Genomic DNA, 22,676 nt, shown 5'->3' on the forward strand with positions numbered 1-22,676 from the left:
TTGTCCGCGAATCGCGCTCGCGCACCCCCCACCGCGCCCCGAGGAGACCCGCCGATGCCCGCACCCCGCACCCTCCTGCTGACCGGCGCCGCCGGAGGCCTCGGCACCCTGATGCGCGGCCTCCTTCCGGCGTACGGCTACGCACTGCGCCTCTTCGACGCCACCCCCATAGAGGGCGAGCCGGACGCGATCACCGCCGATCTGGCCGACAAGCAGGCGCTGGGCGAGGCCGTGCGCGGCGTGGACGCGGTCATCCATCTCGCGGGCATCTCATTGGAGGCGCCCTTCGAGAAGATCCTGCGCTCCAACATCGAGGGGACGTACAACCTCTACGAGGCGGCCCGCGAGGAGGGTGTCGGCCGGATCGTCTTCGCCTCGTCCAACCACGCGGTCGGCTTCACCCCCGTCCCGGCCGAGGGTGCACCGCTCATCCCCGTCACCGCCGCGCACCGCCCCGACACCTTCTACGGCCTCTCCAAGGCCTTCGGCGAGGACCTGGCGCAGCTCTACTGGGATCTGCACGGCCTCGAGACCGTCTCGGTGCGGATCGGTTCCTGCTTCATGGAGCCCAGTTCGGTGCGGATGCTGTCGATCTGGCTGAGCCCGGGAGACGGCGCCCGCCTCTTCCACGCCGCGCTCACCGCCGAGGACGTGGGCCACACCGTCGTCCACGGCTCCTCCGCCAACACCCGCCTGTGGTGGGACCTGACGTCCGCGCGGGCCATCGGGTACGAGCCGCAGGACGACTCCGAGCAGTACGCTCAGAAGCTCATCGCGGACCAGGGCGAACTCGACCCGGCCAACCCCGACCACGCGAACCTGGGCGGCCAGTTCTGCACCAGCCCGCCCCTGTGGCCGTACTGAAAAACCGCGCGCCCCGGCGGGCGGAGCGTACAGACACGGCAACGAGCGGGCGGCGAAAAATCACCCGCGCAACGGGTGACGGGTGAGGGAACGGCAAAGGCGTGTCGGTCGTTAGCTTTGGCATGACCGCAATGACCCCCGGCTCGAACATCCCGCTTTCCACCGCCCGCGTGGCCGTGGACGTTGCCGCCCCGGTGCGGCTCGACGTATCGGGCCTGCTGCTCACCGCCGACGGCAAGGTTCGCTCGGACGACGACTTCATCTTCTACAACCAGCCGACCGGACCCGGTGTCACCTACCGCTCCGGCGGCGGCACCGCCCCCGACGCGATCGTGGTGGACACCTCGGCGGTCCCGCCGGGCATCGAGAAGATCGTGGTCACCGCGAGCCCCGACGCCGAGGGCCAGACCTTCCAGGGCATCGAGCCCACCGCCACCGTGCGGGGCGCCGACGACGGCGTCGCGATCGCCAGCTTCACCCCGCCGCAGCTCGGCTCGGAGACGGCACTGGTGATCGTGGAGATCTACCTGCGCAACGGCGCGTGGAAGGTGCGCGCTGTCGGCCAGGGTTACGCCAACGGGCTGGCCGGCATCGCCACGGACTTCGGCGTCTCGGTGGAGGAGCCCGCCGCCACGGCCGCTCCCGCGCCCGCTCAGGCGCCCGTGGCCCCGCCCGCGGCCCCGGTGGCCGACCCGCGGGTTGCGGCCGCCCCTGCGGCCCCTGCCGCCCCCGCCGCTCCGCCCGCGGCCCCCGCCGCGAGCGGCAAGATCAACCTCGACAAGGGCCGGGTCAGCCTCCAGAAGAACCAGACGGTCTCGCTGGTCAAGGGCGGCCGTCCGCTGCTGTCCCAGGTCAAGATGGGCCTCGGCTGGGAGCCGGCGTTCCGGGGCAAGGACATCGACCTCGACGCGTCCGTCATCGCGTACGACGGCAACCGCAAGCACCTGGACAGCTGCTACTTCGGCAAGCTGTCGATCCTGAGCGGTGCGGTCAAGCACTCCGGTGACAACCTCACCGGCGAGGGGGCGGGCGACGACGAGGTGATCACCGTCGACCTCGGCCGCATCCCCCCGGAGGCGACGGGCCTGGTGTTCACGGTGAACTCCTTCACGGGACAGAAGTTCACCGAGGTGGCGAAGGCCTACTGCCGTCTGCTGGACGCGGCGACCGGTGAGGAACTGGTCCGCTTCGACCTGACGGGCGCCGAGCCGCAGACGGGGGTAATGATGGCCAAGCTGATCAAGCAGTTCTCTGGAGAATGGGAAATGACCGCGATGGGCGACTTCGTGAAGAGTCGCACCGTTCGCGGCATGGTCAAGCCGGCAGCCCAGGCCCTCTAGCGCTCGCGCGCCGGAGGGGCTAGAGCTTGGTCAGCTTGGTGAAGGGGCTCAGGATGCGGCCTTGTCGCCCTGCGAAGTCGATGAGAACTGCTGCTTCACCTTCGACTGCGATGACCCTCCCGAGTCCGAACTGATCATGCGAAACCCGGTCGCCCACCTCGAAAACCTCAATCGGGGGGGCGTCCGCGGCGGGGACGTTGAAGGGACTGGACGGCAGGTAGCGCCGGGCTCCGGCTGACTTTGTCATTAGTTGAGAGTATGCGCCCCGGGAGGCCGCCACGCCATGCCCGTCCATGATCACTTCAGCAGGGGCCGGTCGGCGGCCCTCCCCGCCTGCGGCAGCGGCACCATGCGCAAGGCCGCGTCCGTAAGGCCGTCGAGGGTGTGCCGACCAGGTGTTCCGGACGCAGCGTGACCGGCCCGGTACCCGGCGAGAGTCCAGGCGCAGACCGGAATTCTCGCCGGGAATCAGGCAGGCCGGACCACACCGGTCGTCGGGCGCGGCCTGATCGTCGGTGACGACTGCCGACGCCCTGGCGCCCCCCGACCCGTAAAGGTCTGCTGCGACACGAAATTGGCGACGTCGGGCAGAAAAAGCGCCGACCGCGCGTCGTGAAGCCGGCCAGGCAGGTCACTCCTGCCCACGAAGGCGGCCGCGAGCACGGCCCGGAACACATTCTTCTGAGCATTGAAGCGCGACATGCGGATTCCCTCGAATTCATGGCGGAACGCAGCGGAAACGGCGTGCCCGACGCCGTTCGAGAAGTCGGCGACGGACTGAAACACCTGCTCTGACCGCTGATCTGCACCGATCCGAAGCCGATGACGGAATTCGGACGGGCGCCCCACTGCCCCCTAGAAGTAACCGTTGCCCGCGCACCGGAGACTCCGTTTCCCAGGCCTCTCGAGAGCAATGGCGGCAGCGGCCTGATTTCGTGGAAGGAAGTAGTCGCGGACGGCACGCCGGAACGCGTGCACGACTTCAGGAGAGCAATTGGCGTCGGCGCCAAGGGTTTTTACCGAAAGCGCGGATCGGCCCCCGGGGCGCGCAACCGAACCGGCCGCCGTACGCGTCGCAGCTGACGTCCGGGACACTGGGTCACGATCACGATCGCGTACGACCGGAGGGACCACGGCATGGCCGAGCGCGCGGAGTACCGCATCGTCTCGCTGATCGGTGAGGGCGGTACGGGCCGTGTGCGGCTGGCACGGGATCCCGCCGGGCGACTGGTCGCACTCAAGAGCGTCCACGAGCGGCTGACCGGCGCTCCGAGGTTCCGCGAGCGCTTCCGCCGCGAGGCCGCCGCCGCCCTCCGGGTCCGCGGGCCCTTCACCGCCACGGTGTTCGACGCGGGTACGGAGGACGAGCAGCCGTGGCTGGCGGCCGAGTTCTGCGTGGGGCCGCCGCTCGTCGAGGCCATCACCACGGGGGGCCCGCTGGGCCCCTCGGACCTCGGCACGTTCGGCTCCGCGATCGCCGTGGCCCTGTCCGCCATCCACGGCGCCGGCCCCGCCCTCCTCGACCTCAAGCCGGCCCATGTCCTGATCACCCACCGCGGCCCGAAGATCATCGACTTCGGTACCGTCGGCCGCTCGGCCGGGCTCGATCCCGCCGGTTCCGGTTTCCTCGGCTTCGTCGCCCCCGAGGAGCTGACGCCCGGCAGCCGGGCGGACACACCCGCCGACGTGTTCGCTCTGGGGGCGCTGCTCGCGTTGTCCAGTACGGGACGCAATCCGTTCGGGTCGGGCAGCGCCGAGCAGGTGGCTCACCGGACCCTGCACGACGCCCCCGACCTCGTCGGCGTGCCGGGAGCCGAGTGGCCCGCCTTCCTCGCCGCCTGCCTGGCCACTGCCCCCGCCGACCGGCCGAGCATGCCGGAGGCCCTCGCCTGGTGCGCGGAGCGCGCGGCCCCCGTGCCGTGGTGGGAGCAGGAGCTGGTGGCAGGCCTGATCGGCGAGCACGAGGCCGACCTGGCCGAGCTGCTCGCCGTCAGCGAGGGCGGTGGCGCCGCCGCCACGGACCGGTGATGGCGAGCAGGATGCCGGGGCTCTGGATGTTGGCGTAGAGCGTCTTCCCGTCGGGCGAGAAGACGACCCCCGCGAACTCGCTGAACTCCGGCTCGGCGGGCGTGCCCACGTTGAGTTCATTGCGGGCGACGGGGTACGTACGGCCGCTCTCGGTGGCGCCGAAGAGGTGCTGGCCGCCCTCGCCGTCCTCCGCGAGGACCAGGCCGCCGTACGGCGAGACGGTGATGTTGTCGGGCCCGTCGAACGGCCCACCGGCCCCGAGCAGGACCTTCAGCGTGAGCGTCCGGCGCCTGGGGTCGTAGAACCACACCTGGCCGTCGTGCGGCTCACCCGGACTCTCGTCACGGGCGTACGACGAGACGATGTACGCGCCGCCGTCGGCCCACCACATGCCCTCCAGTTTCCGGGCCCGCGTGATGTCGCCGTCGTCGAACTGCTCGCGCACCGGGGCCGTCCGGCCGTCCCGGTCGGGTACGTCGATCCAGTCGACGCCGTAGACCGTGCCGATGCGCGTGGCGCGCGACAGGTCGTCGACGAACCGGCCGCCGGAGTCGTAGCACTTGGGCGCCTGCAGGGTGCCCGCGTCGTCGGCGAGCTTGCGGAGCTGCCCGCGGCCGTGCTTGAAGCCGTGCGGCGGGACCCAGCGGAAGAGCAGCCCGTTGGGCTCCGAGTCGTCCTCGGTGAGGTAGGCGTGGCCGCGCTTCGGGTCGATGACGACGGCCTCGTGGTCGAAGCGGCCGAACGCCTTGATCGGCTTGGGGTCCAGGTTGGCCCGGCGGTCGTAGGGGTCGACCTCGAAGACGTAGCCGTGGTCCTTGGTCATGCCGTTCTCGCCGGCCCGGTCGGAGTTCTCCTCGCAGGTCAGCCAGGTGCCCCAGCTGGTGCTGCCGCCGGCGCAGTTGGTGGAGGTCCCCGCGATGCCGACCCATTCGGCGACCTCGCCGCCCCGGTGGACCTCGACGACCGTGCAGCCGCCGGACGCGGCCGGGTCGTACACCAGGCCTTCGGCGAGCGGGACGGGGTGCTGCCACTTCGACCGCACGCCCTTGAGCTCATGGTTGTTGACGAGGAGCGTCGTGCCGCGCGGACCTTCGAAGGCGGCGGTGCCGTCGTGGTTGGACGGCGTGTACTCACCCGACTCCAGCTTCGTGACGCCGGAGTGCGTGATGATCCGGTACGAGAACCCCGCCGGGAGGGCCAGGATGCCCTCCGGGTCGGGGACGAGCGGCCCGTATCGGGGGCCGTGCCCGCCCTTCCCGGCCTCGTCGCCCGCGCCGCCTTCGGTTTCCGCCGGGTCGTCGGCGGCGAGGGCTCCGGGGGCGGTGGCGAGCGCGCCGACGCTGCCGACGAGCGCGACCGAGGCGCCCGTGAGCGCGGAGCGTCTGGCGAAGTCCCTGCGGCTGATCGTCATGCGTACCTCCTGAGGCCCGTGAGGGGCACGTGTTTTCGGGCTCAGGCTCGCGCGCGCGTATAAACGGGGGCTGAACAGTGCCCGTCGTACGAGAGGCCACCGTCATGCACCTGCCCCCGCACTCACCGCCGCATCTGCCCCCTGCCGGCCGTCGCGTCCTCGTCAGCGGCGCGTCGCGCGGTCTCGGCCGCGCCGTGGCCCACGCCTTCGCGGCGGTCGGCGACCGCGTGGCGGTCCACTACCACTCGCGGCGCGAGGACGCCCTGCGAACCCTGGAAGGGCTCCCCGGTACGGGCCATGTGCCGGCCGGCGGCGATCTGTCCGACCCCGCGGGCGCGGCCGCCGTCGCGGACCTGGCGGCGGAGGGGCTCGGCGGCATTGACGTACTGGTGAACAACGCGGCCGTGAACGAACGCCACCCGCTCGCGGAGACGCCGTACGACGAGTGGGCGGCCGTATGGCAGCGCCATGTGTCCGTCAACCTGCTGGCCACGGCCAACCTGAGCCATCTCGCGGCCCGCCGCATGATCGACCAGGGCACGGGAGGCCGGATCGTCAACATCGGCTCGCGCGGCGCGTTCCGCGGGGAGCCCGACCACCCGGCGTACGGGGCGACGAAGGCGGCGGTGCACGCGCTCGGCCAGTCGCTGGCGGTGTCCCTCGCGCCGTACGGCATCGGGGTGGCGTCCGTCGCGCCCGGATTCTTCGGCACCGAGCGCGTCGCGGACCGGCTGAACGGGCCGGAGGGCGAGGCGATCCGTGCGCAGAGCCCGTTCGGGCGGGTGGCGACGGCGGAGGAGATCGCGGGCGCGGTGGTGTGGCTGGCGTCGCCGGGGGCGGAGTGGTCGTCGGGGACGGTGCTGGATATGAACGGGGCGTCGTATTTGCGGACTTGAGGGCGGGGGGCGCGGGTTGCGGTGGTGCGGGTTGCCTGCGGCGCTGTTTCCCCTACCCGCCCCTTCCCGAAGCCGGGGGCAAGCCCCCAGGCCCCCCCGACGCCCTACGGGCGTGTCCTCAAACGCCGGACGGGCTGAGTTTTGACCACCCCGGCCACTTCGGCCCGTCCGGCGCTTGAGGACCGGGGCCTGGGGCGGAGCCCCGGTTCGGGAAGGGGCGAAGGGGCGGGTCGGGGAAAGCCCCGCAGGGCCACCCGCACCGCACCCCCACCCATCCCCTCAACCCGCCCTGCGCGACCTCGCCTTGAACGCCGCCTTCCGCGCTTCCTTCGCCGCCCTCTTGTCCGGATGCAACCGCCCCATCGCCTCCAGCACATCCGCCGTGGCGGGGTGGTCCACCCGCCACGCCGCGTCGAAGAAGCCGCTGTGCCGGCCGGTCAGCCCCGCCACCAGCCCCTGTAGCTCCTCCGGTTCGCCGTCCGCGTCGAGCTGCGCGGCGATGGTGTCGATCGCGAGCCAGAAGATCATCGACTCGGGCGGCGGCGGCACGTCGGACGCGCCGTGCTCGGCGAGCCAGACCCGCGCCAGCCCGCCCAGTTCCGCGTCGTCGAGCACTTCGCGCACCGCGTCCTCCGCCTCCGGCCCGACCAGCGACAGCGCCTGCTGGCTGCGCAGCCGGCGCAGCGGCGCGCCGCCGTCGGCACCACGGGCGGCGGCGAGCAACTCCCGCGCGGCGGCGGCCGGTTCGCGCCGGGCGAGCCACAGCTGCGTCTCGGCCCCGGCGGACGCCTCGGGGAAGTACGCGATGCCGTCGAGCAGCGCCTCGGCCCCCTTGTCCGCGAGATCGCCGACCGCGGGCGCGTCGACCCCCGCTTCGAGCATGCGGACCCTGACCCCGTACAGACCGAGCGGGGTCAGCCCCACCATTCCGTACCGCGACACGTCCTCGTCGTCGACGGGCGGTTCGGGCTCCGCGCCCTCCTCCGCCATCAGCGCCTCGTCGACCGGCCGGTAGGCGACGAGCCCGATCGGCTCCAGCACCCGGAACTGGTCGTCGAGCCGCATCATCGCGTCCGACACCTGCTCCAGTACGTCGTCGGTCGGCTCGCCCATGTCGTCCGGCACGATCATCGACGCGGCGAGCGCGGGCAGCGGCACCGGGCCTTCGGCCGCGCCCTCGGAGACGGTGAGCAGATACAGATTGCCCAGTACGCCCTCCAGGAACTCCGCCTCCGCCTCCGGGTCCCACTCCAGCGCCTCGAAGTCGATCTGCCCGTCCTCGTCGATGACGTCCGCGAGGTCGTCCAGGACGGGTGCGGTGGCATCGGCGAAGACGGCGTCGAAGGCTTCGAGCCAAATGGCGAGTACGTCCTGGGGGCTTCCGGAGGTGAGCAGCGCCAGGTTCTCGCCGGCGGTGACTGTGCCGCCGGTCTCCGCGTCACCCTCCTCGCCGCCCTCGGGATCCGTTACGTCGACAAGCCCCGCGTCCACGGCAAGACGCCATGCCTCGCTCGCCTCCGCCGCGCCGTCCTCGTCGGCACTGAGTCCGAGGTGCTCGGCGGCCTCGGGCAGCTGCTCGTCGACGAGTTCGCCGCCCGCGCCGACCCGGGTCGCGGGCCCCGCCCACCGGGCGAGCCGTGCGGCGCGCGCGAGCAGCGGCGAGGTGAGCGCCTCCCGCGCCAGCTCGGCGTCGGAGTGGAGCCGCACCGGCGGCAGGGTCGGGCGGTCACCGGACATCTGGGAGTTCTCCTTGGGGCATGCGGGTCGGGCGGCCCCCAGCGTAGACGTATTTGACCCCATGCCACCGGGTTCATGTACCCGTCAGGACTCGTACACCCGGCGACCCTTGACAACCCCCTGACTGACACAAGAGATTGACGCGCGTAGAACTACGTCCGGAACCACGCTCTACCCCTCATCCATCGCACTCGGAGCCACGTGATGACTGCCCGTTCCTCCTCCTCCCTCCCGAGATCCGCCGCCGTCGCGGCCGTCGTAGCCACCGCGCTGGCAGGCGGCCTCCTGGCAAGCTCGTCCTCCGCGTCGGCCACCGCCGCCGCGGAGGCCCGGATCCACGACATCCAGGGCACCACCCGGATATCCCCGCTCGTGGGACAGCAGGTCACCGCCGTGTCCGGCATCGTCACGGGTGTGCGGACGTACGGCTCCAGGGGCTTCTGGTTCCAGGACCCCGAGGCCGACTCCAACGCCGCCACCAGCGAGGGCATCTTCGTCTTCACCAGTTCCGCGCCCACCGTCGCCGTCGGTGACGCCGTCAAGGTGTCGGGCACGGTCGGCGAGTACATCCCCGGCGGTACGTCGTCCGGCAACCAGTCGCTCACCCAGATCTCCAAGCCGGCCGTGACCGTGGTCTCCTCGGGCAACGCGCTGCCCGCGCCGGTCACCGTCTCGGCCAAGTCCGTTCCGTCCACGTACGCCCCCGAAGGCGACCCGGCGGCGGACGGCAGCATCAACGCGCTGCCGCTGGACCCGTCGGCGTACGCCCTCGACTACTACGAGTCGCTGGAGGGCAGCAACATCCGCATCGGCTCGTCGCGCGTGGTCGGCGCGACCGACCCGTACTCGGAGCTGTGGGTCACGGTCAAGCCGCACGAGAACGACAACCGGCGCGGCGGCGCGGTCTACGGTTCGTACACCTCGCAGAACACCGGCCGGCTCCAGATCCAGCAGCTCGCGCCGATCTCCCAGCAGCCGTTCCCGAAAGCGAACGTCGGAGATGTGCTGTCGGGTACGACCGAAGGGCCCCTGGACTTCAACCAGTTCGGCGGCTACACGCTGACCGCCCGCACCCTCGGCACGGTCACCGACCGCGGCCTGGAGCGCGAGTCGACCCGGCCGCAGCGCCGCGGCGAGCTGGCGGTGGCGACGTACAACGTCGAGAACCTCGACCCGAGCGACCCGCAGGCGAAGTTCGACGCGCTGGCGGCGGCGGTCGTGAACAACCTCGCCTCGCCCGACATCCTCGCCCTGGAGGAGATCCAGGACGACAACGGCGCGAAGAACGACGGCACGGTCTCCGCCGACGAGACGCTGAAGAAGTTCACGGCTGCGATCGCAGCGGCCGGCGGCCCGTCGTACGCCTGGCGCACCGTCGACCCCGTCAACAACAAGGACGGCGGCGAGCCCGGCGGCAACATCCGCCAGGTCTTCCTCTTCAACCCCGAGCGGGTCTCCTTCACCGACCGCGCGGCCGGCGACGCCACCACCGCGACCGGTGTCGTACGGGAGAAGGGCCGCGCGGCCCTGACCCACTCGCCCGGCCGGATCGACCCGGCGAACGCGGCCTGGGAGAACAGCCGCAAGCCGCTCGCCGGTGAGTTCACCTTCCGTGGCCGTACGGTCTTCGTCATCGCCAACCACTTCGGCTCGAAGGGCGGCGACGAGGGCCTGTCGTCGCACCACCAGCCGCCGGTGCGCAAGTCGGAGGTCAAGCGGCTGGAGCAGGCCAAGTCGGTCAACTCCTTCGTCAAGGACATCCTCAAGGCGCAGCGCAACGCGGACGTGCTGGTCCTCGGCGACATCAACGACTTCGAGTTCTCGGCGACGACGAAGGCCCTGACGGCGGACGGCGTGCTCTACCCGGCGATCAAGTCCCTGAGTCGCTCGGAGCGTTACTCGTACGTCTTCCAGGGCAACAGCCAGGTCCTGGACCAGATCCTGACGAGCCCGTCGGTCGGGAAGTTCAGTTACGACAGCGTGCACATCAACGCGGAGTTCGCGGCGCAGAACAGCGACCACGACCCGCAGGTGCTGCGCTTCCGCCCGTAGCGGCCGCTACACGCCCGCGCTCAGGCTGAGCGCGGGCGTGTACCGCTTCACCCCGCCGCCGGTCACGCCCGGGTAGCCGTGCACCTTCGCCCACTGCGGTGTCGTCGAGCCCACTCCGCCGGTCCCGCCCAGCGCCTCGATGTGCGCCTCGGCGCTCTCCCACTCCGCGTAGTTCAGCACGCGCGTCCCGTCCGTACTGACGTGGAAGTGCCCGGCGATCCCGCCGGGGTGCAGGCCGGAGTCCGCTCCGAGCGCCTCGAATACGGTGTCCACCCAGTCCCGCTGCCGGGCCGCGTCGGGCCCCTCGAACTCGACGTCGACGATCACGATGCATCCCGGCACCCGGCCGTCGCCACCGGGCGTGAGCGCCGTGCTCCGGTAGAGCTCGTACTCATGCAGTCCGACACGCTCGATCCCGGGCACGGCCGCGTCGATCGCGGCATTGCGATCGTCCCTGAAGGTACGGAAGAACTCCCGGTAGTCCTCCACGCTCCGCCACTGCGAGTAGTGCAGCAGAGTGTCGCCGTCCTCGCCCTCGTAGACGCTGTACGAGAGCAGCCCGACGTCCGGCCACGGCCGGCTCTGCCACGCGGCGGCGACGGCCTCGACGGTGGCCCGCTGCCGCTCGGGCGTACCGACCCGCCAGGTACTGACCATGACGACCCCGGCGTCCGAACGCTCCACCTGGGGACGGGCGTTGAGCTGCGCGCTCTGCTGCACGGACATGGCGTTGCCTCCTCACTGGACGCGCCGGTGCGGCGCGTTCTCATGCCCCTCATCCTCGAACCTGAAGCAGGCTTGAGGTCAAGCGTGTGAGAATCCGGGCCATCTCCTGCGTATGCCCATGCTCCCCATCCCCCACTTCGGTGTCACCACAAGTGTCCGCCACCGTCGACAAGCAGTACCTCGCCGGTGATGCACGCGGCGCGAGCGGCGTTGAGGCACACGGCCACACCCTCACTCTTCAGCGCTGCTTACCCTTCACACGAAGAAGATCTAAGTGGACCTTCACCCTCCGGCCGCCGAGACTTCCCGTATGACCGCATCCGCATCCGCTTCAGGCCCCTTCGGCCGGGCCCTGTGCGCAATGATCACGCCCTTCACCGCCACGGGCGCACTGGACCTCGACGGCGCCCAGTCGCTGGCCGAGCGCTTGGTGTCGGAGGGCGGCTGCGAAGGCCTCGTACTGAACGGCACCACCGGTGAGTCCCCGACCACCACCGACGCCGAGAAGAGCGCGCTCGTACGGGCCGTGTCCGAGGCGGTCGGAGACCGGGCGTCGGTCCTCGCGGGCGTCGGGAGCGCCGACACGCGGCACACGGTCGAACTGGCGCGGGAGGCCGAACGGGCGGGCGCGGACGGGCTGTTGGTGGTGACGCCGTACTACAGCCGACCACCGCAGGACGCGGTGGAGGCGCACTTCCGGCGAGTCGCGGACGCGGTCGGCGTCCCGCTGATGCTGTACGACATCCCGGGCCGCACCGGCACCCGCATCGAGGTCGAGACGATGCTGCGCCTCGCCGGGCATCCGCGCATCACCGCGGTCAAGGACTGCGCGTACGACCTGCTGGGCAGCGCCACCGTCATCTCCCGTACGGATCTGGCCTACTACTCGGGCAGCGAAGAGCTGAACCTGCCGCTCTACGCGCTGGGCGGCGCGGGTTATGTCAGTACGGTCGCCAACTCCGCACCCCGCGCGATGCGGGCGGTCCTCGACGCGTACGACACCGGGGACACGGCGGGGGCCGCCCGCGCCCACCGGCGCGCGCTGACTCTCATCACCCTCACCATGGCGTCGGGCCTGCCCGGCACCGTCACCACGAAGGGGCTGCTCGGCGCGCTCGGACTGCCTGCGGGCCCGGTCAGGGAACCGCTGCGGCCCGCCGACCGTACGACGGTCGACGGGCTGCTCAAGGCGTATGAAGAGCTGACCCGGCCGGATCAGCCGATGACGTAGGTCCTGCCGAGGACCGTGGCGTGCTCCAGGACGTCCTCCAGCGGATCGTCGATCTGACCGGTGGAGATCAGCATGACGCGGGGCGCGTTGTGCGCGTTGTTGTGCGTCTCGTCGGCGTGCGCCACCCCGGCGGGCAGCCCCACTGCCATCAGAACCGCGCCGCATCCGGTGATCCACCGGGCCAGTGCCCGCGTCTGCTGTGCCTTCATGCCATTCCCTCGCCCTGATTCATCGTCCGATGTGCCGACCTGCTTATCCACCCTGCTTATCCACCCTGCTTATCCACCCGAACGGCCCAGAGGTCACGCAAGGTCATCCGTCAGAGTGCGGTTTACGGCGGCGAGTACCGCGGTCGTTGTGCGGGGGGACGGAACTCGTCCCACCCTGTGCCGGAATGCGAATGAGCGCCCTCCTGGCCTTCTGGGGCCGTGGAAGGGCGCTCACTCAGTGACGTGATCAGTTGTGGCTGTGCAGGATCTCGTTCAGGCCGCCCCAGACCGCGTTGTTCGGGCGGGCCTCGACGGCGCCGCTCACCGAGTTGCGGCGGAAGAGGATGTTGCTGGCGCCCGAGAGTTCGCGGGCCTTGACGATCTGGCCGTCGGGCATCGTGACGCGGGTGCCCGCCGTGACGTACAGGCCGGCCTCGACGACGCACTCGTCACCGAGCGCGATGCCGACGCCCGCCTCGGCGCCGACCAGGCAGCGCTCGCCGATGGTGATGCGGACGTTGCCGCCGCCGGAGAGGGTGCCCATGGTGGACGCGCCGCCGCCGATGTCGGAGCCGTTGCCGACGACGACGCCCGCCGAGACGCGGCCCTCGACCATGGAGGTGCCGAGCGTGCCGGCGTTGAAGTTCACGAAGCCCTCGTGCATCACCGTGGTGCCCTCGGCGAGGTGCGCGCCGAGGCGGACACGGTCGGCATCGGCGATACGCACGCCCTTGGGCGCGACGTAGTCGGTCATGCGCGGGAACTTGTCGACCGACGTCACCTGGAGGTGCAGGCCCTCGGCGCGGGCGTTCAGCCGTACCGTCTCCAGCTGGTCGACGGCGACCGGGCCGAGCGAGGTCCAGGCGACGTTGGCGAGGAGGCCGAAGAGGCCGTCCAGGTTCTGGCCGTGCGGCTGGACCAGGCGGTGGCTGAGGAGGTGCAGGCGCAGGTACGCGTCGTGGGCGTCCAGCGGCTTGTCGTCGAGCGAGGCGATGACCGTACGGACGGCGACGACCTCGACGCCACGGCGGGCGTCGGGGCCGGTGGCCTTCGGCGCGGAGGCGCCGAGCAGCTCGGCGGCGCGCTCGGCGGTGAGGCGCTCGGTGCCGGCGGGGCCCGGCTCGGCGACGAGCTCGGGGGCGGGGAACCAGGTGTCGAGGACGGTGCCGTCAGCGGCGATGGTGGCGAGGCCGGCGGCGACGGCGCCGGTGGTGCGAGTAGCAGTCGTATCGGTCATGCCTGAACGCTAACCGGCCCCGGCACATCGAGGCGAACCGGTCCCGGATGCCGGGCGCCGGCCGCCCGCACGAGGCCCGGTCACGGACATCGTGGCGAGCGTCGAGAGGGCGCTGGGCACCGTCAGATCCGCCGGCCGATGACGCGCGCCAGCATCTCCCGCGCGTACGCCGCGTCGTACTCAGCGCCCGTCAGCAGCACCTGAAGGCAGATCCCGTCCATCAGCGCGACCAGCGCCCGCGCCGTGACCGGGTCGGTGCGCCGCGCCAGCTGGTCGGCCACCCCCGCGCACCACTCGGCGGCGACGGGGCGCAGGGCCGGCCGGCGCAGCGCCGCCAGGTAGAGCTCGTACTCCAGCTCCACTCCGGTACGGTCCCCGGACAGCCACTCCCCCAGCAACTGGGCGAGTTCGTCCGCCAGATCGGCCTGCGGGTCCTCCAGGGCGCCGCGCGTGCTCACCGCCTTCGCGAAGCCTTCGTTGGCCTGTCGCAGCGCGGCGACCATCAGCTCGTCGAGGGTCTTGAAGTGGTACGTCGTCGAGCCGAGCGGCACATCGGCCTCGGCCGCGACGGACCGGTGGCTCAGCCCGGCGATGCCCTTGCTCCCGACGACCCGTATCGCGGCGTCGATGATGCGCTGGCGGCGCTCGGGGTCGTAACGGCGGGCCATCAGTAGCGGTCCATCAGTGCGCGCCGCCGAGGTTGAGCAGCACGACTCCGACGATGACCAGGGCGATTCCCGCCAGCCTCGCGGCATTCGCCGGCTCTCCGAGGAAGAAGATGCCGATCGCGGCGATGACGGCCGTGCCGACGCCCGCCCAGATCGCGTAGGCGGTGCCGACCGACATGGTCTTGAGGGTCTGCGCGAGCAGGGTGAAGGCGAGCAGGTAGCCGACGGCCGTGCCCAGCGAGGGCCACAGCTTGGTGAATCCGTCGCTGTACTTCATGGCCGTCGTTCCGGCCACCTCCGCCGCGATGGCCGCGGCCAGCAGTACGTAGGGCAGGGGCATGCGTACGAGAGTACACATCACTGTGTACGACCGTACGCATCGCCGCACACCCCACTGCGTTCCGCCGCGCGTCAGCCACCGGATACGGTGTAGCGCCCGGTCAGGGCCTGAAACGCAACGGAGTGACAGTGGCGCATGATTCGGGATGGAACTACGGCCCCCAAGGCGGCCCCCACGACGCCCCTCACGGCGGCGGACCGTACCCAGGCCCCCCGCCGCCCCCGCCACCCGGCTGGGGCGGTGGCTGGATGCCGCCACCTCCCCCGCCGCCCAAGCCCGGCGTGATTCCACTCGCCCCCCTCACGGCCGGGGACATCCTCGGCGGCATCTTCACAACGATGGGCCGTTACTGGAAGCAGTTGTTCGGCATAGCCGCGCTGATGTACGGCGGTGCGCTCCTGGTGGTGGGCGCGGCCCTGGCGATCGCGTTCTCCGCCGCGAGCGACACCCTGGACAGGGTGTCCGACGCCGGCCCCTACGACGACCGTTTCGACTCCGGTGACGCGTGGTCGCTCGGCATCTCGTTCGGCGCTGTGTGGATCGTGGCGATACTGGCCATGATCGTCGCCACCGCGACCGTCCACGCCGCCTGCCCCGCCGTACTCCAGGACGGCGTCCTCGGCCGCCGTACGACCTTCGGCACGGTGTGGCGCCGCACCCGGCCACGGGTGCCCGCCGTGATCGGCGCGATGCTGCTGCCCTGGTTCGCCGCGATGCTCGTCATGGCCGTCTTCGTGGTCAGTTACATCTTCCTGATCGTGTCGGTCGTGTCGTCCGACGCGAGCCCGGGCTGGGCCGCACTCGGCTTCGTCCTGATGCTCGCGGTCATGCCGGTGGGCATCTGGCTGTGGGTGCTGTTCAGCCTGGCCCCGGCCGCCGCGGTCTTCGAGTCGCAGGGCCCCGTCGCCGCTCTGCGGCGCTCGGCCCGGCTGGTGAAGGGCTCCTGGTGGCGGATCTTCGGCATCAGCCTGCTGGCCTACGTCGTCGCCACGGTCATCGGGTACTTCGTCCAGCTCCCGCTCACGATCATCGGCATGATCACCAGCATGCCCGGCATGTCCGCGCTGGGGCCGGACCCCAGCTTCCCGGAGGTCTTCGCCGCGATGGGCACCTACATGGCGTTCATCATGGTCGGGGCCGTCATCACCCAGGTCATCGCCGCCGTCCTCCCCCAGCTGGCGAACAGCCTGCTGTACGTCGACCAGCGCATCCGCAGGGAGAATCTGGCCCCCGCACTCGCCGAGGCAGCAGCGGCCCCGCACTGAGGCGGCAACCGACGCGGCACCCGCACACACACCGAGAGGCCCCCGGCAGCAGACTGCCGGGGGCCTCTCGACCAGTGGTGCACTGCACTCAGACGTTGAAGCCCAGCGCGCGAAGCTGCTCGCGGCCGTCGTCCGTGATCTTGTCCGGGCCCCACGGCGGCATCCAGACCCAGTTGATCTTCAGTTCGCTGACGATGCCCTCGGTCGCCGACTTCGCCTGGTCCTCGATGACGTCGGTCAGCGGGCAGGCCGCGGACGTCAGCGTCATGTCGAGCGTGGCGACGTTCGAGTCGTCGACGTGGACGCCGTAGATCAGGCCGAGGTTGACGACGTCGATGCCCAGCTCGGGGTCGACCACGTCGTACAGAGCCTCGCGGACCTCCTCCTCGGAGGCCGGCTTGGTCGTAACGCTCTCGGTCGGTGTCGCTGTGTTGTCGCTCATGCGGTCTTCCTCTCGGCGCCGTCGCCCAGTGCCTGGGCCGTCGCGTCCTTCCATGCCATCCAGCTCAGCAGAGCACACTTCACCCGAGCCGGATACTTCGAGACACCGGCGAACGCGACCGCGTCCTCCAGTACCTCCTCCATCGCGTCGTCCGGCTCGATCTGGCCCTTGGACTGCATCAGCTCCAGGAAGGTCGCCTGGATCTTCTGCGCCTCGGCAAGCTCCTTGCCGACCAGCAGATCATTCAGCACGGAGGCGCTGGCCTGGCTGATGGAGCAGCCCTGGCCCTCGTACGAGACGTCGGCGACGGTCGCACCTTCGTACTTCACGCGCAGCGTGATCTCGTCGCCGCACGTCGGGTTGACGTGGTGCACCTCGGCGTCGCCGTCCCGCAAGCCCCGCCCGTGCGGGTGCTTGTAGTGATCCAGGATGACTTCCTGGTACATCGAATCAAGCTTCACGATCCCCAGCCCTTAACCGAAGAAGTTCCGGACGTGCTCCAGGCCTTCGACCAGGGCGTCGACCTCGGCCGGCGTGGAGTACAGATAGAACGACGCTCGCGTGGTCGCAGGAATTCCGTACCGCAGGCAGACGGGCCGCGCGCAGTGGTGTCCGACCCGGACCGCGATGCCCAGTTCGTCGAGAACCTGGCCCACGTCGTGCGGGTGGATGTCTCCCAGCGTGAACGAGATCGTCGCCCCGCGGTCCTCGGCCGTCGTCGGGCCGATGATCCGCAGGCCCTCGACCTCCGAGAGACGCTTGACGGCGTACTCGGTGATCGCGTGCTCGTGCGCGGCGATCTTGTCCATGCCGATCGCGGTGAGGTAGTCCACGGCCGCGCCGAGGCCGACGGCCTGGGCGATCGGGGGCGTACCCGCCTCGAACTTGTGCGGAGCGGGAGCGTACGTCGACGAGCTCATCGACACGGTCTCGATCATCTCGCCGCCGCCGAGGAACGGCGGAAGGTCCTCAAGCAGCTCCTGGCGTCCCCACAGCACACCGATGCCGGTCGGGCCGACCATCTTGTGTCCGGTGAAGGCCACGAAGTCGGCCTGCAGCGCCTGTACGTCGAGCACCATGTGCGGCGCCGCCTGCGAGGCGTCGATGCAGACCAGCGCGCCGACCTCCTGGGCGCGGCGGATGATCGCCTCGACCGGGTTGATCGTGCCCATGATGTTCGAGACCAGCGTGAAGGAGACGATCTTCGTCTTCTCGGTGATGATCTCGTCGATGTCGGACAGGTCGAGACGGCCCTCGTCGGTGATGCCGAACCACTTCAGCTTCGCGCCCGTGCGCTGCGAGAGCAGCTGCCACGGCACGATGTTGGAGTGGTGCTCCATCTCCGTGATGACGATCTCGGTCTCGGCGTCCACGCGGTAGGGCTCGTCGGCCCAGCCCAGCATGTTCGCCACGAGGTTGAGCGACTCGGAGGCGTTCTTCGTGAAGATGACCTCGTTGCGGCTCGGCGCGTTGATGAAGGCGGCGACCTTGTCGCGAGCGCCCTCGTACAGCGCCGTGGCCTCCTCGGCGAGCACGTGGACGCCGCGGTGGACGTTGGCGTTGCTCTGCTCGTAGTACGCGTTCAGCGCGTCGAGGACCTGGCGCGGCTTCTGCGAAGTCGCCGCGTTGTCCAGGTAAACGATCTTCTTCCCGTCGTGGACCACACGATCCAGGATGGGGAAGTCCTTGCGGATCGCCTCGGTGTCGAGAAGGCCCGGCAGCTGTGTCACGCGATGTCCTCCTCTGAGTTCGCTCCGCTCACGGGGCCACCCTTCGTGTACTTCTCGTAGCCCTCGGCCTCGAGCTCGTCGGCGAGCTCAGGGCCACCGGACGCCACGATCCTGCCGTTGGCGAAGACGTGGACGAAGTCCGGCTTGATGTAGCGCAGGATGCGCGTGTAGTGCGTGATCAGCAGGGTGCCGACCTCGCCGGTCGAGTGGACGCGGTTGACGCCCTCGGAGACCTGGCGCAGGGCGTCGACGTCGAGGCCGGAGTCGGTCTCGTCGAGGATCGCGATCTTCGGCTTGAGGAGCTCCAGCTGAAGGATCTCGTGGCGCTTCTTCTCACCGCCGGAGAAGCCCTCGTTGACGTTGCGCTCGGCGAAGGCCGGGTCCATCTGGAGGGTCTCCATGGCGGTCCTGACCTCCTTCACCCAAGTACGCAGCTTGGGGGCCTCGCCGCGCATCGCCGTCGCCGACGTACGCAGGAAGTTGGAGACCGAGACGCCGGGGACCTCGACCGGGTACTGCATGGCGAGGAACATGCCGGCGCGGGCGCGCTCGTCGACGGACATCTCCAGGACGTCCTCGCCGTCGAGGGTGACGGTGCCGCTGGTGATCGTGTACTTGGGGTGACCGGCGATCGAGTACGCCAGGGTGGACTTGCCGGAGCCGTTGGGGCCCATGATGGCGTGGGTCTCGCCCTGCTTCACGGTCAGGTCGACGCCCTTGAGGATCTCCTTGGTGGAGTTGTCGGCCTCGACGGAAACGTGCAGGTCGCGGATTTCAAGCGTTGCCATGGGTGTCTCAGGACTCCTGGGTGACGGAGACGAGCACATCGTCCCCTTGGATCTTGACGGGGTATACGGGGACGGGGCGCGTCGCGGGAAGGCCGGAAGGCTTGCCGGTGCGGAGGTCGAAGCTCGAGCCGTGCAGCCAGCACTCGATCATGCAGTCCTCCACCTCGCCCTCCGAGAGGGAGACGTTCGCGTGCGAGCAGATGTCGTTGATCGCGTACACCTCGCCCTCGGTGCGGACGACGGACACCGGTGTGCCGTCGAGTTCCACCCGTTTCGGGGTGTCGTCCTCCAGCTCACTCAGCGCACAGGCTTTGACGAAGGCCATCAGACGGACGCCTCCAGCTCCGCGTCGATCTTGGCGAGGAGGCGTTCCTCGACGTCGGGCAGACCGATCTGCTGGACGAGCTCCGCGAAGAAGCCGCGGACCACGAGGCGGCGGGCCTCGTCGGCCGGGATACCGCGCGACATGAGGTAGAAGAGCTGCTCGTCGTCGAAGCGGCCGGTGGCCGAGGCGTGGCCGGCGCCGACGATCTCGCCGGTCTCGATCTCCAGGTTCGGTACGGAGTCGACGCGCGCGCCGTCCGTGAGGACGAGGTTGCGGTTCAGCTCGTACGTGTCCGTACCCTCGGCGGCGGCCTGGATCAGGACGTCGCCGATCCACACGGCGTGCGCGCCGTCGCCCTGGAGCGCGCCCTTGTAGGCGACGTTCGACTTGCAGTGCGGGGTGTTGTGGTCGACCAGGAGGCGGTGCTCCTGGTGCTGGCCCGCGTCGGTGAAGTACAGGCCGAAGAGCTCGGCCTCGCCGCCGGTGCCGGCGTACTGCACCTGGGGGCTGAGGCGTACCAGGTCACCGCCGAAGGTCACCACGACCGACTTGAACGAGGCGTCGCGGCCGATCCGCGCGTTGTGCTGCGAGACGTGCACGGCCGTGTCGTCCCAGTCCTGGACGGACACGACGGTCAGCTTCGCACCGTCGCCGACGACGAAGTCGACATTGGCGGCGAGCACGGCGTCACCGGTGTGGTCGATGACGACGACAGCCTCGGCGAAGGCACCCAGCTCGACGACCTGGTGGCCGTAGGCGGTGCCGCCCTCGCCGTGCACGGCGATGCGGATCGGCTCGGTCAGTACGGCTTCCTTGGGCACCGAGACGACCGAGGCCTTCTCGAAGGAGCTGTACGCCTGAGCGGCCACGCGGTCCACCGGGGTGCCGGCCTTGCCGAGCCGCGCGTCGGCGCGGTCCACCGTCTCGACGGTGACGCCCTCGGGGGCGGTCACCTCGACGGTGAGTACGCCGCCGGACTTCGCGGTGCCGTCGTGCAGCCCGCGCAGGCGCTCGAGCGGCGTGAAGCGCCACTCCTCCTCGCGGCCGTGCGGCACGGGGAAGTCCGCCACGTCGAAGGACGGCGGGGCGCTCATGCGCGTGGCGACGGTGGACTCGGCGGCCACCGCGATCGAGCCGGCGGTGGTGGAACCCACCGGGATGTTCTGAGCCTCAGCCATGGCTGTCGTAGTGCTCTCTCTCTGGGTCGAAAGTCAGTCGCTGCGGGGGTACGGGGCCTTAGCCGACCGAACCCTCCATCTGCAGCTCGATCAGCCGGTTGAGCTCCAGGGCGTACTCCATCGGCAGCTCCTTGGCGATCGGCTCGACGAATCCACGGACGATCATCGCCATGGCCTCGAACTCGGTCATGCCGCGGCTCATCAGGTAGAAGAGCTGGTCGTCGGAGACCTTGGAGACGGTCGCCTCGTGGCCCATGGACACGTCGTCCTCGCGCACGTCGACGTACGGGTACGTGTCCGAGCGGGAGATCGTGTCGACGAGCAGAGCGTCACAGAGCACGTTGGACTTCGAGCCCGCGGCGCCCTCGCCGATCTCGACGAGACCGCGGTAGGAGGTCCGGCCGCCGCCTCGCGCCACCGACTTGGAGACGATGTTGGAGGAGGTGTTCGGCGCCATGTGGACCATCTTGGAGCCGGCGTCCTGGTGCTGGCCCTCGCCCGCGAAGGCGATCGACAGGGTCTCGCCCTTGGCGTGCTCGCCCATCAGGTAGACGGCCGGGTACTTCATCGTCACCTTGGAGCCGATGTTGCCGTCGACCCACTCCATGGTCGCGCCCTCGTACGCCACGGCGCGCTTGGTGACCAGGTTGTAGACGTTGTTCGACCAGTTCTGGATGGTCGTGTAGCGGCAGCGGCCGCCCTTCTTCACGATGATCTCCACGACGGCGCTGTGCAGCGAGTCGGAGGAGTAGATCGGGGCGGTGCAGCCCTCGACGTAGTGAACGTAGGCGTCCTCGTCGACGATGATCAGCGTCCGCTCGAACTGGCCCATGTTCTCCGTGTTGATACGGAAGTAGGCCTGGAGCGGGATGTCGACGTGCACACCCTTGGGGACGTAGATGAACGAGCCACCGGACCACACGGCCGAGTTCAGCGACGCGAACTTGTTGTCGCCGACCGGGATGACCGTGCCGAAGTACTCCTGGAAGAGCTCCGGGTGCGTCTTCAGCGCGGTGTCCGTGTCGAGGAAGATGACGCCCTGCTCCTCCAGGTCCTCACGGATCTGGTGGTAGACGACCTCGGACTCGTACTGGGCCGCGACACCGGCGACGAGGCGCTGCTTCTCCGCCTCGGGGATGCCGAGCTTGTCGTACGTGTTCTTGATGTCCTCGGGCAGGTCCTCCCAGGACGCCGCCTGCTTCTCCGTGGAGCGCACGAAGTACTTGATGTTGTCGAAGTCGATGCCCGACAGGTCCGCGCCCCAGCTCGGCATGGGCTTCTTGCCGAACAGCTTGAGGCCCTTGAGCCGCAGCTTCAGCATCCACTCCGGCTCGTTCTTCTTCGCCGAGATGTCGCGGACGACCTCCTCGGAGAGGCCGCGCTTGGCCGTGGCGCCTGCCGTGTCGGAGTCGGCCCAGCCGAATTCGTACGTACCCAGGCCCTCGAGTTCGGGGTGGGCAGTCTCCGTGGGGAGAGTCATGCGGGGTTCCTCCCGGCCGTACTTGCAGATGCTGAATTGGTGGTCTTGGGGATAAACGTCGTGCATACGCCGTCGCCGTGGGCGATGGTCGCCAGCCGCTGCACATGGGTTCCGAGCAGTTCGGAGAAGAACTCGGTCTCCGCCTCACACAGCTGCGGGTACTGCTCGGCGACATGGGCGACCGGGCAGTGGTGCTGGCAGAGCTGCTCTCCGACCGGTGCGTTTCGCGCCGTAGCAGCGTACCCGTCGGCCGACAAGGCCTTGGCGAGCGCCTCGGTCCGGTGCTCGGGGGCAGCGGCCTCGACCACCTCGCGGTAGGCCCCGGCCTGGGCGGCGAACCGTGCGCGGGCGAACGCGGTGACTGCCGCCTCGCCCTTCTCGCCGCCGCCGGCCGCCTGGGAGATCCAGTGCAGGGCGTCGGCCGCGAGCTTGTCGTAGGACTGGTCGAAGGCGTCCCGGCCGCAGTCGGTGAGCGCGAAGACCTTGGCGGGCCTGCCCCGGGTCCTGGTGCCGTACACGCGCTGCTCGCGGGGCTCGACGACGTTCTCGGCGACGAGCGAATCGAGGTGGCGGCGGACGGCGGCCTGGGTGAGACCGAGGCGCTTCGCGAGATCGGCGGCTGTGGACGGGCCGTGGTCCAGGACTGACCGCGCGATCCGGTTGCGCGTCGAGCGCTCACCGGTCGCGAGCTCCTCCTGGGGAGGCTCAGTCGAACTCACACCGTATTTC

Annotated in this window: 24 protein-coding genes; 7 read left to right on the plus strand and 17 right to left on the minus strand. The window is 70.1% G+C overall.

The window, feature by feature from the left end; genetic code table 11:
* Window positions 1-54: 54 nt before the first annotated feature.
* Window positions 55-864 carry an NAD-dependent epimerase/dehydratase family protein gene (locus AC1P0E_RS07015; RefSeq protein WP_482741281.1) on the plus strand — a complete coding sequence of 270 codons (810 nt, stop codon included), beginning with the start codon at window positions 55-57 and terminating at the stop codon, window positions 862-864.
* A 122-nt stretch (window positions 865-986) separates the two neighbouring features.
* Window positions 987-2,204 carry a TerD family protein gene (locus tag AC1P0E_RS07020; protein WP_482741282.1) on the plus strand — a complete coding sequence of 406 codons (1,218 nt, stop codon included), beginning with the start codon at window positions 987-989 and terminating at the stop codon, window positions 2,202-2,204.
* 19 nt (window positions 2,205-2,223) lie between these two features.
* Here the strand turns inward: AC1P0E_RS07020 and AC1P0E_RS07025 are convergent, their stop codons facing one another.
* Together AC1P0E_RS07025 and AC1P0E_RS07030 are read right to left on the minus strand one after the other, a co-directional pair.
* Window positions 2,224-2,451, minus strand: a complete 228-nt coding sequence (locus tag AC1P0E_RS07025) for a hypothetical protein (protein WP_028814330.1) — start codon at window positions 2,449-2,451, stop codon at window positions 2,224-2,226.
* 221 nt (window positions 2,452-2,672) lie between these two features.
* Window positions 2,673-2,990, minus strand: coding sequence for a hypothetical protein (locus tag AC1P0E_RS07030; RefSeq protein WP_482741283.1), 318 nt, complete (start codon window positions 2,988-2,990; stop codon window positions 2,673-2,675).
* Between the two features lie 351 nt (window positions 2,991-3,341).
* Here AC1P0E_RS07030 and AC1P0E_RS07035 point away from each other — a divergent pair, with 351 nt between their 5' ends.
* A complete protein-coding gene (locus tag AC1P0E_RS07035; protein WP_482741284.1) occupies window positions 3,342-4,232 on the plus strand; it encodes a serine/threonine-protein kinase in 891 nt (296 codons plus the stop codon).
* Here AC1P0E_RS07035 and AC1P0E_RS07040 read toward each other — a convergent pair.
* Window positions 4,195-5,643 carry an alkaline phosphatase PhoX gene (locus AC1P0E_RS07040; protein ID WP_482741285.1) on the minus strand — a complete coding sequence of 483 codons (1,449 nt, stop codon included), beginning with the start codon at window positions 5,641-5,643 and terminating at the stop codon, window positions 4,195-4,197. The two genes, AC1P0E_RS07035 and AC1P0E_RS07040, sit on opposite strands and share 38 nt — an antisense overlap.
* A 104-nt stretch (window positions 5,644-5,747) precedes the next feature.
* Here AC1P0E_RS07040 and AC1P0E_RS07045 point away from each other — a divergent pair, with 104 nt between their 5' ends.
* Window positions 5,748-6,539 carry an SDR family NAD(P)-dependent oxidoreductase gene (locus tag AC1P0E_RS07045; protein ID WP_482745675.1) on the plus strand — a complete coding sequence of 264 codons (792 nt, stop codon included), beginning with the start codon at window positions 5,748-5,750 and terminating at the stop codon, window positions 6,537-6,539.
* A gap of 279 nt (window positions 6,540-6,818) precedes the next feature.
* On the opposite strand, the gene AC1P0E_RS07050 is transcribed toward AC1P0E_RS07045, so the two are convergent.
* Window positions 6,819-8,276 (minus strand): hypothetical protein, encoded by a 1,458-nt coding sequence (locus AC1P0E_RS07050; protein ID WP_482741286.1) that lies wholly within the window; start codon window positions 8,274-8,276, stop codon window positions 6,819-6,821.
* Window positions 8,277-8,480: 204 nt separating this feature from the next.
* Between AC1P0E_RS07050 and AC1P0E_RS07055 the strand changes: the two genes are divergently transcribed.
* Entirely contained in the window at window positions 8,481-10,328 is a 1,848-nt protein-coding gene (locus AC1P0E_RS07055; RefSeq protein WP_482741287.1) for an endonuclease/exonuclease/phosphatase family protein, read from the plus strand.
* 6 nt (window positions 10,329-10,334) lie between these two features.
* Here the strand turns inward: AC1P0E_RS07055 and AC1P0E_RS07060 are convergent, their stop codons facing one another.
* The gene (locus tag AC1P0E_RS07060) at window positions 10,335-11,054 is read right to left on the minus strand and encodes an antibiotic biosynthesis monooxygenase (protein ID WP_482741288.1); all 720 of its coding nucleotides are present in this window, start codon (window positions 11,052-11,054) and stop codon (window positions 10,335-10,337) included.
* 310 nt (window positions 11,055-11,364) lie between these two features.
* On the opposite strand from AC1P0E_RS07060, the gene dapA reads away from it, so the two are divergent.
* On the plus strand, window positions 11,365-12,285 hold the full coding sequence (dapA, locus tag AC1P0E_RS07065) for a 4-hydroxy-tetrahydrodipicolinate synthase (RefSeq protein ID WP_482741289.1): 921 nt from the start codon (window positions 11,365-11,367) through the stop codon (window positions 12,283-12,285).
* Here dapA and AC1P0E_RS07070 read toward each other — a convergent pair.
* The 4 genes from AC1P0E_RS07070 to AC1P0E_RS07085 all read right to left on the minus strand — a co-directional run bounded on the left by AC1P0E_RS07070 (window position 12,270) and on the right by AC1P0E_RS07085 (window position 14,739).
* Window positions 12,270-12,494 carry a hypothetical protein gene (locus tag AC1P0E_RS07070; protein ID WP_482745977.1) on the minus strand — a complete coding sequence of 75 codons (225 nt, stop codon included), beginning with the start codon at window positions 12,492-12,494 and terminating at the stop codon, window positions 12,270-12,272. The genes dapA and AC1P0E_RS07070 overlap by 16 nt on opposite strands.
* Before the next feature lie 247 nt (window positions 12,495-12,741).
* Entirely contained in the window at window positions 12,742-13,731 is a 990-nt protein-coding gene (gene dapD, locus AC1P0E_RS07075) for a 2,3,4,5-tetrahydropyridine-2,6-dicarboxylate N-succinyltransferase (protein ID WP_482741290.1), read from the minus strand.
* 122 nt (window positions 13,732-13,853) lie between these two features.
* On the minus strand, window positions 13,854-14,399 hold the full coding sequence (locus AC1P0E_RS07080) for a TetR/AcrR family transcriptional regulator (RefSeq protein ID WP_482741291.1): 546 nt from the start codon (window positions 14,397-14,399) through the stop codon (window positions 13,854-13,856).
* Window positions 14,400-14,412: 13 nt separating this feature from the next.
* A complete protein-coding gene (locus AC1P0E_RS07085; RefSeq protein WP_482741292.1) occupies window positions 14,413-14,739 on the minus strand; it encodes a DMT family transporter in 327 nt (108 codons plus the stop codon).
* 248 nt (window positions 14,740-14,987) lie between these two features.
* Here AC1P0E_RS07085 and AC1P0E_RS07090 point away from each other — a divergent pair, with 248 nt between their 5' ends.
* Window positions 14,988-16,004, plus strand: coding sequence for a DUF7847 domain-containing protein (locus AC1P0E_RS07090; protein ID WP_482741293.1), 1,017 nt, complete (start codon window positions 14,988-14,990; stop codon window positions 16,002-16,004).
* A gap of 88 nt (window positions 16,005-16,092) precedes the next feature.
* On the opposite strand, the gene AC1P0E_RS07095 is transcribed toward AC1P0E_RS07090, so the two are convergent.
* Genes AC1P0E_RS07095 through AC1P0E_RS07130 form a run of 8 tightly spaced genes read right to left on the minus strand, consistent with a single transcriptional unit; the run spans window position 16,093 to window position 22,666 of the window.
* Window positions 16,093-16,446, minus strand: coding sequence for a metal-sulfur cluster assembly factor (locus AC1P0E_RS07095; protein ID WP_482741294.1), 354 nt, complete (start codon window positions 16,444-16,446; stop codon window positions 16,093-16,095).
* Window positions 16,443-16,907 (minus strand): Fe-S cluster assembly sulfur transfer protein SufU, encoded by a 465-nt coding sequence (sufU, locus tag AC1P0E_RS07100; RefSeq protein WP_482741295.1) that lies wholly within the window; start codon window positions 16,905-16,907, stop codon window positions 16,443-16,445. Before sufU ends, AC1P0E_RS07095 begins: the two co-directional genes overlap by 4 nt.
* A gap of 12 nt (window positions 16,908-16,919) precedes the next feature.
* Window positions 16,920-18,176, minus strand: a complete 1,257-nt coding sequence (locus tag AC1P0E_RS07105) for a cysteine desulfurase (RefSeq protein WP_482741296.1) — start codon at window positions 18,174-18,176, stop codon at window positions 16,920-16,922.
* Window positions 18,173-18,964, minus strand: coding sequence for a Fe-S cluster assembly ATPase SufC (gene sufC / locus AC1P0E_RS07110; RefSeq protein ID WP_482741297.1), 792 nt, complete (start codon window positions 18,962-18,964; stop codon window positions 18,173-18,175). The genes AC1P0E_RS07105 and sufC overlap by 4 nt, the downstream gene beginning before the upstream one ends.
* A 7-nt stretch (window positions 18,965-18,971) precedes the next feature.
* A complete protein-coding gene (locus tag AC1P0E_RS07115) occupies window positions 18,972-19,289 on the minus strand; it encodes a bifunctional 3-phenylpropionate/cinnamic acid dioxygenase ferredoxin subunit (RefSeq protein WP_355258782.1) in 318 nt (105 codons plus the stop codon).
* Window positions 19,289-20,467 carry a Fe-S cluster assembly protein SufD gene (gene sufD, locus AC1P0E_RS07120; RefSeq protein ID WP_482741298.1) on the minus strand — a complete coding sequence of 393 codons (1,179 nt, stop codon included), beginning with the start codon at window positions 20,465-20,467 and terminating at the stop codon, window positions 19,289-19,291. Before sufD ends, AC1P0E_RS07115 begins: the two co-directional genes overlap by 1 nt.
* Before the next feature lie 58 nt (window positions 20,468-20,525).
* Window positions 20,526-21,947: a Fe-S cluster assembly protein SufB gene (gene sufB / locus AC1P0E_RS07125; protein ID WP_482741299.1), complete on the minus strand. Its 1,422-nt coding sequence runs from the start codon at window positions 21,945-21,947 to the stop codon at window positions 20,526-20,528.
* The gene (locus AC1P0E_RS07130) at window positions 21,944-22,666 is read right to left on the minus strand and encodes a helix-turn-helix transcriptional regulator (RefSeq protein ID WP_482741300.1); all 723 of its coding nucleotides are present in this window, start codon (window positions 22,664-22,666) and stop codon (window positions 21,944-21,946) included. The genes sufB and AC1P0E_RS07130 overlap by 4 nt, the downstream gene beginning before the upstream one ends.
* Window positions 22,667-22,676 lie beyond the last annotated feature (10 nt).

Source organism: Streptomyces sp. TRD_SC_5 (assembly GCF_056836825.1).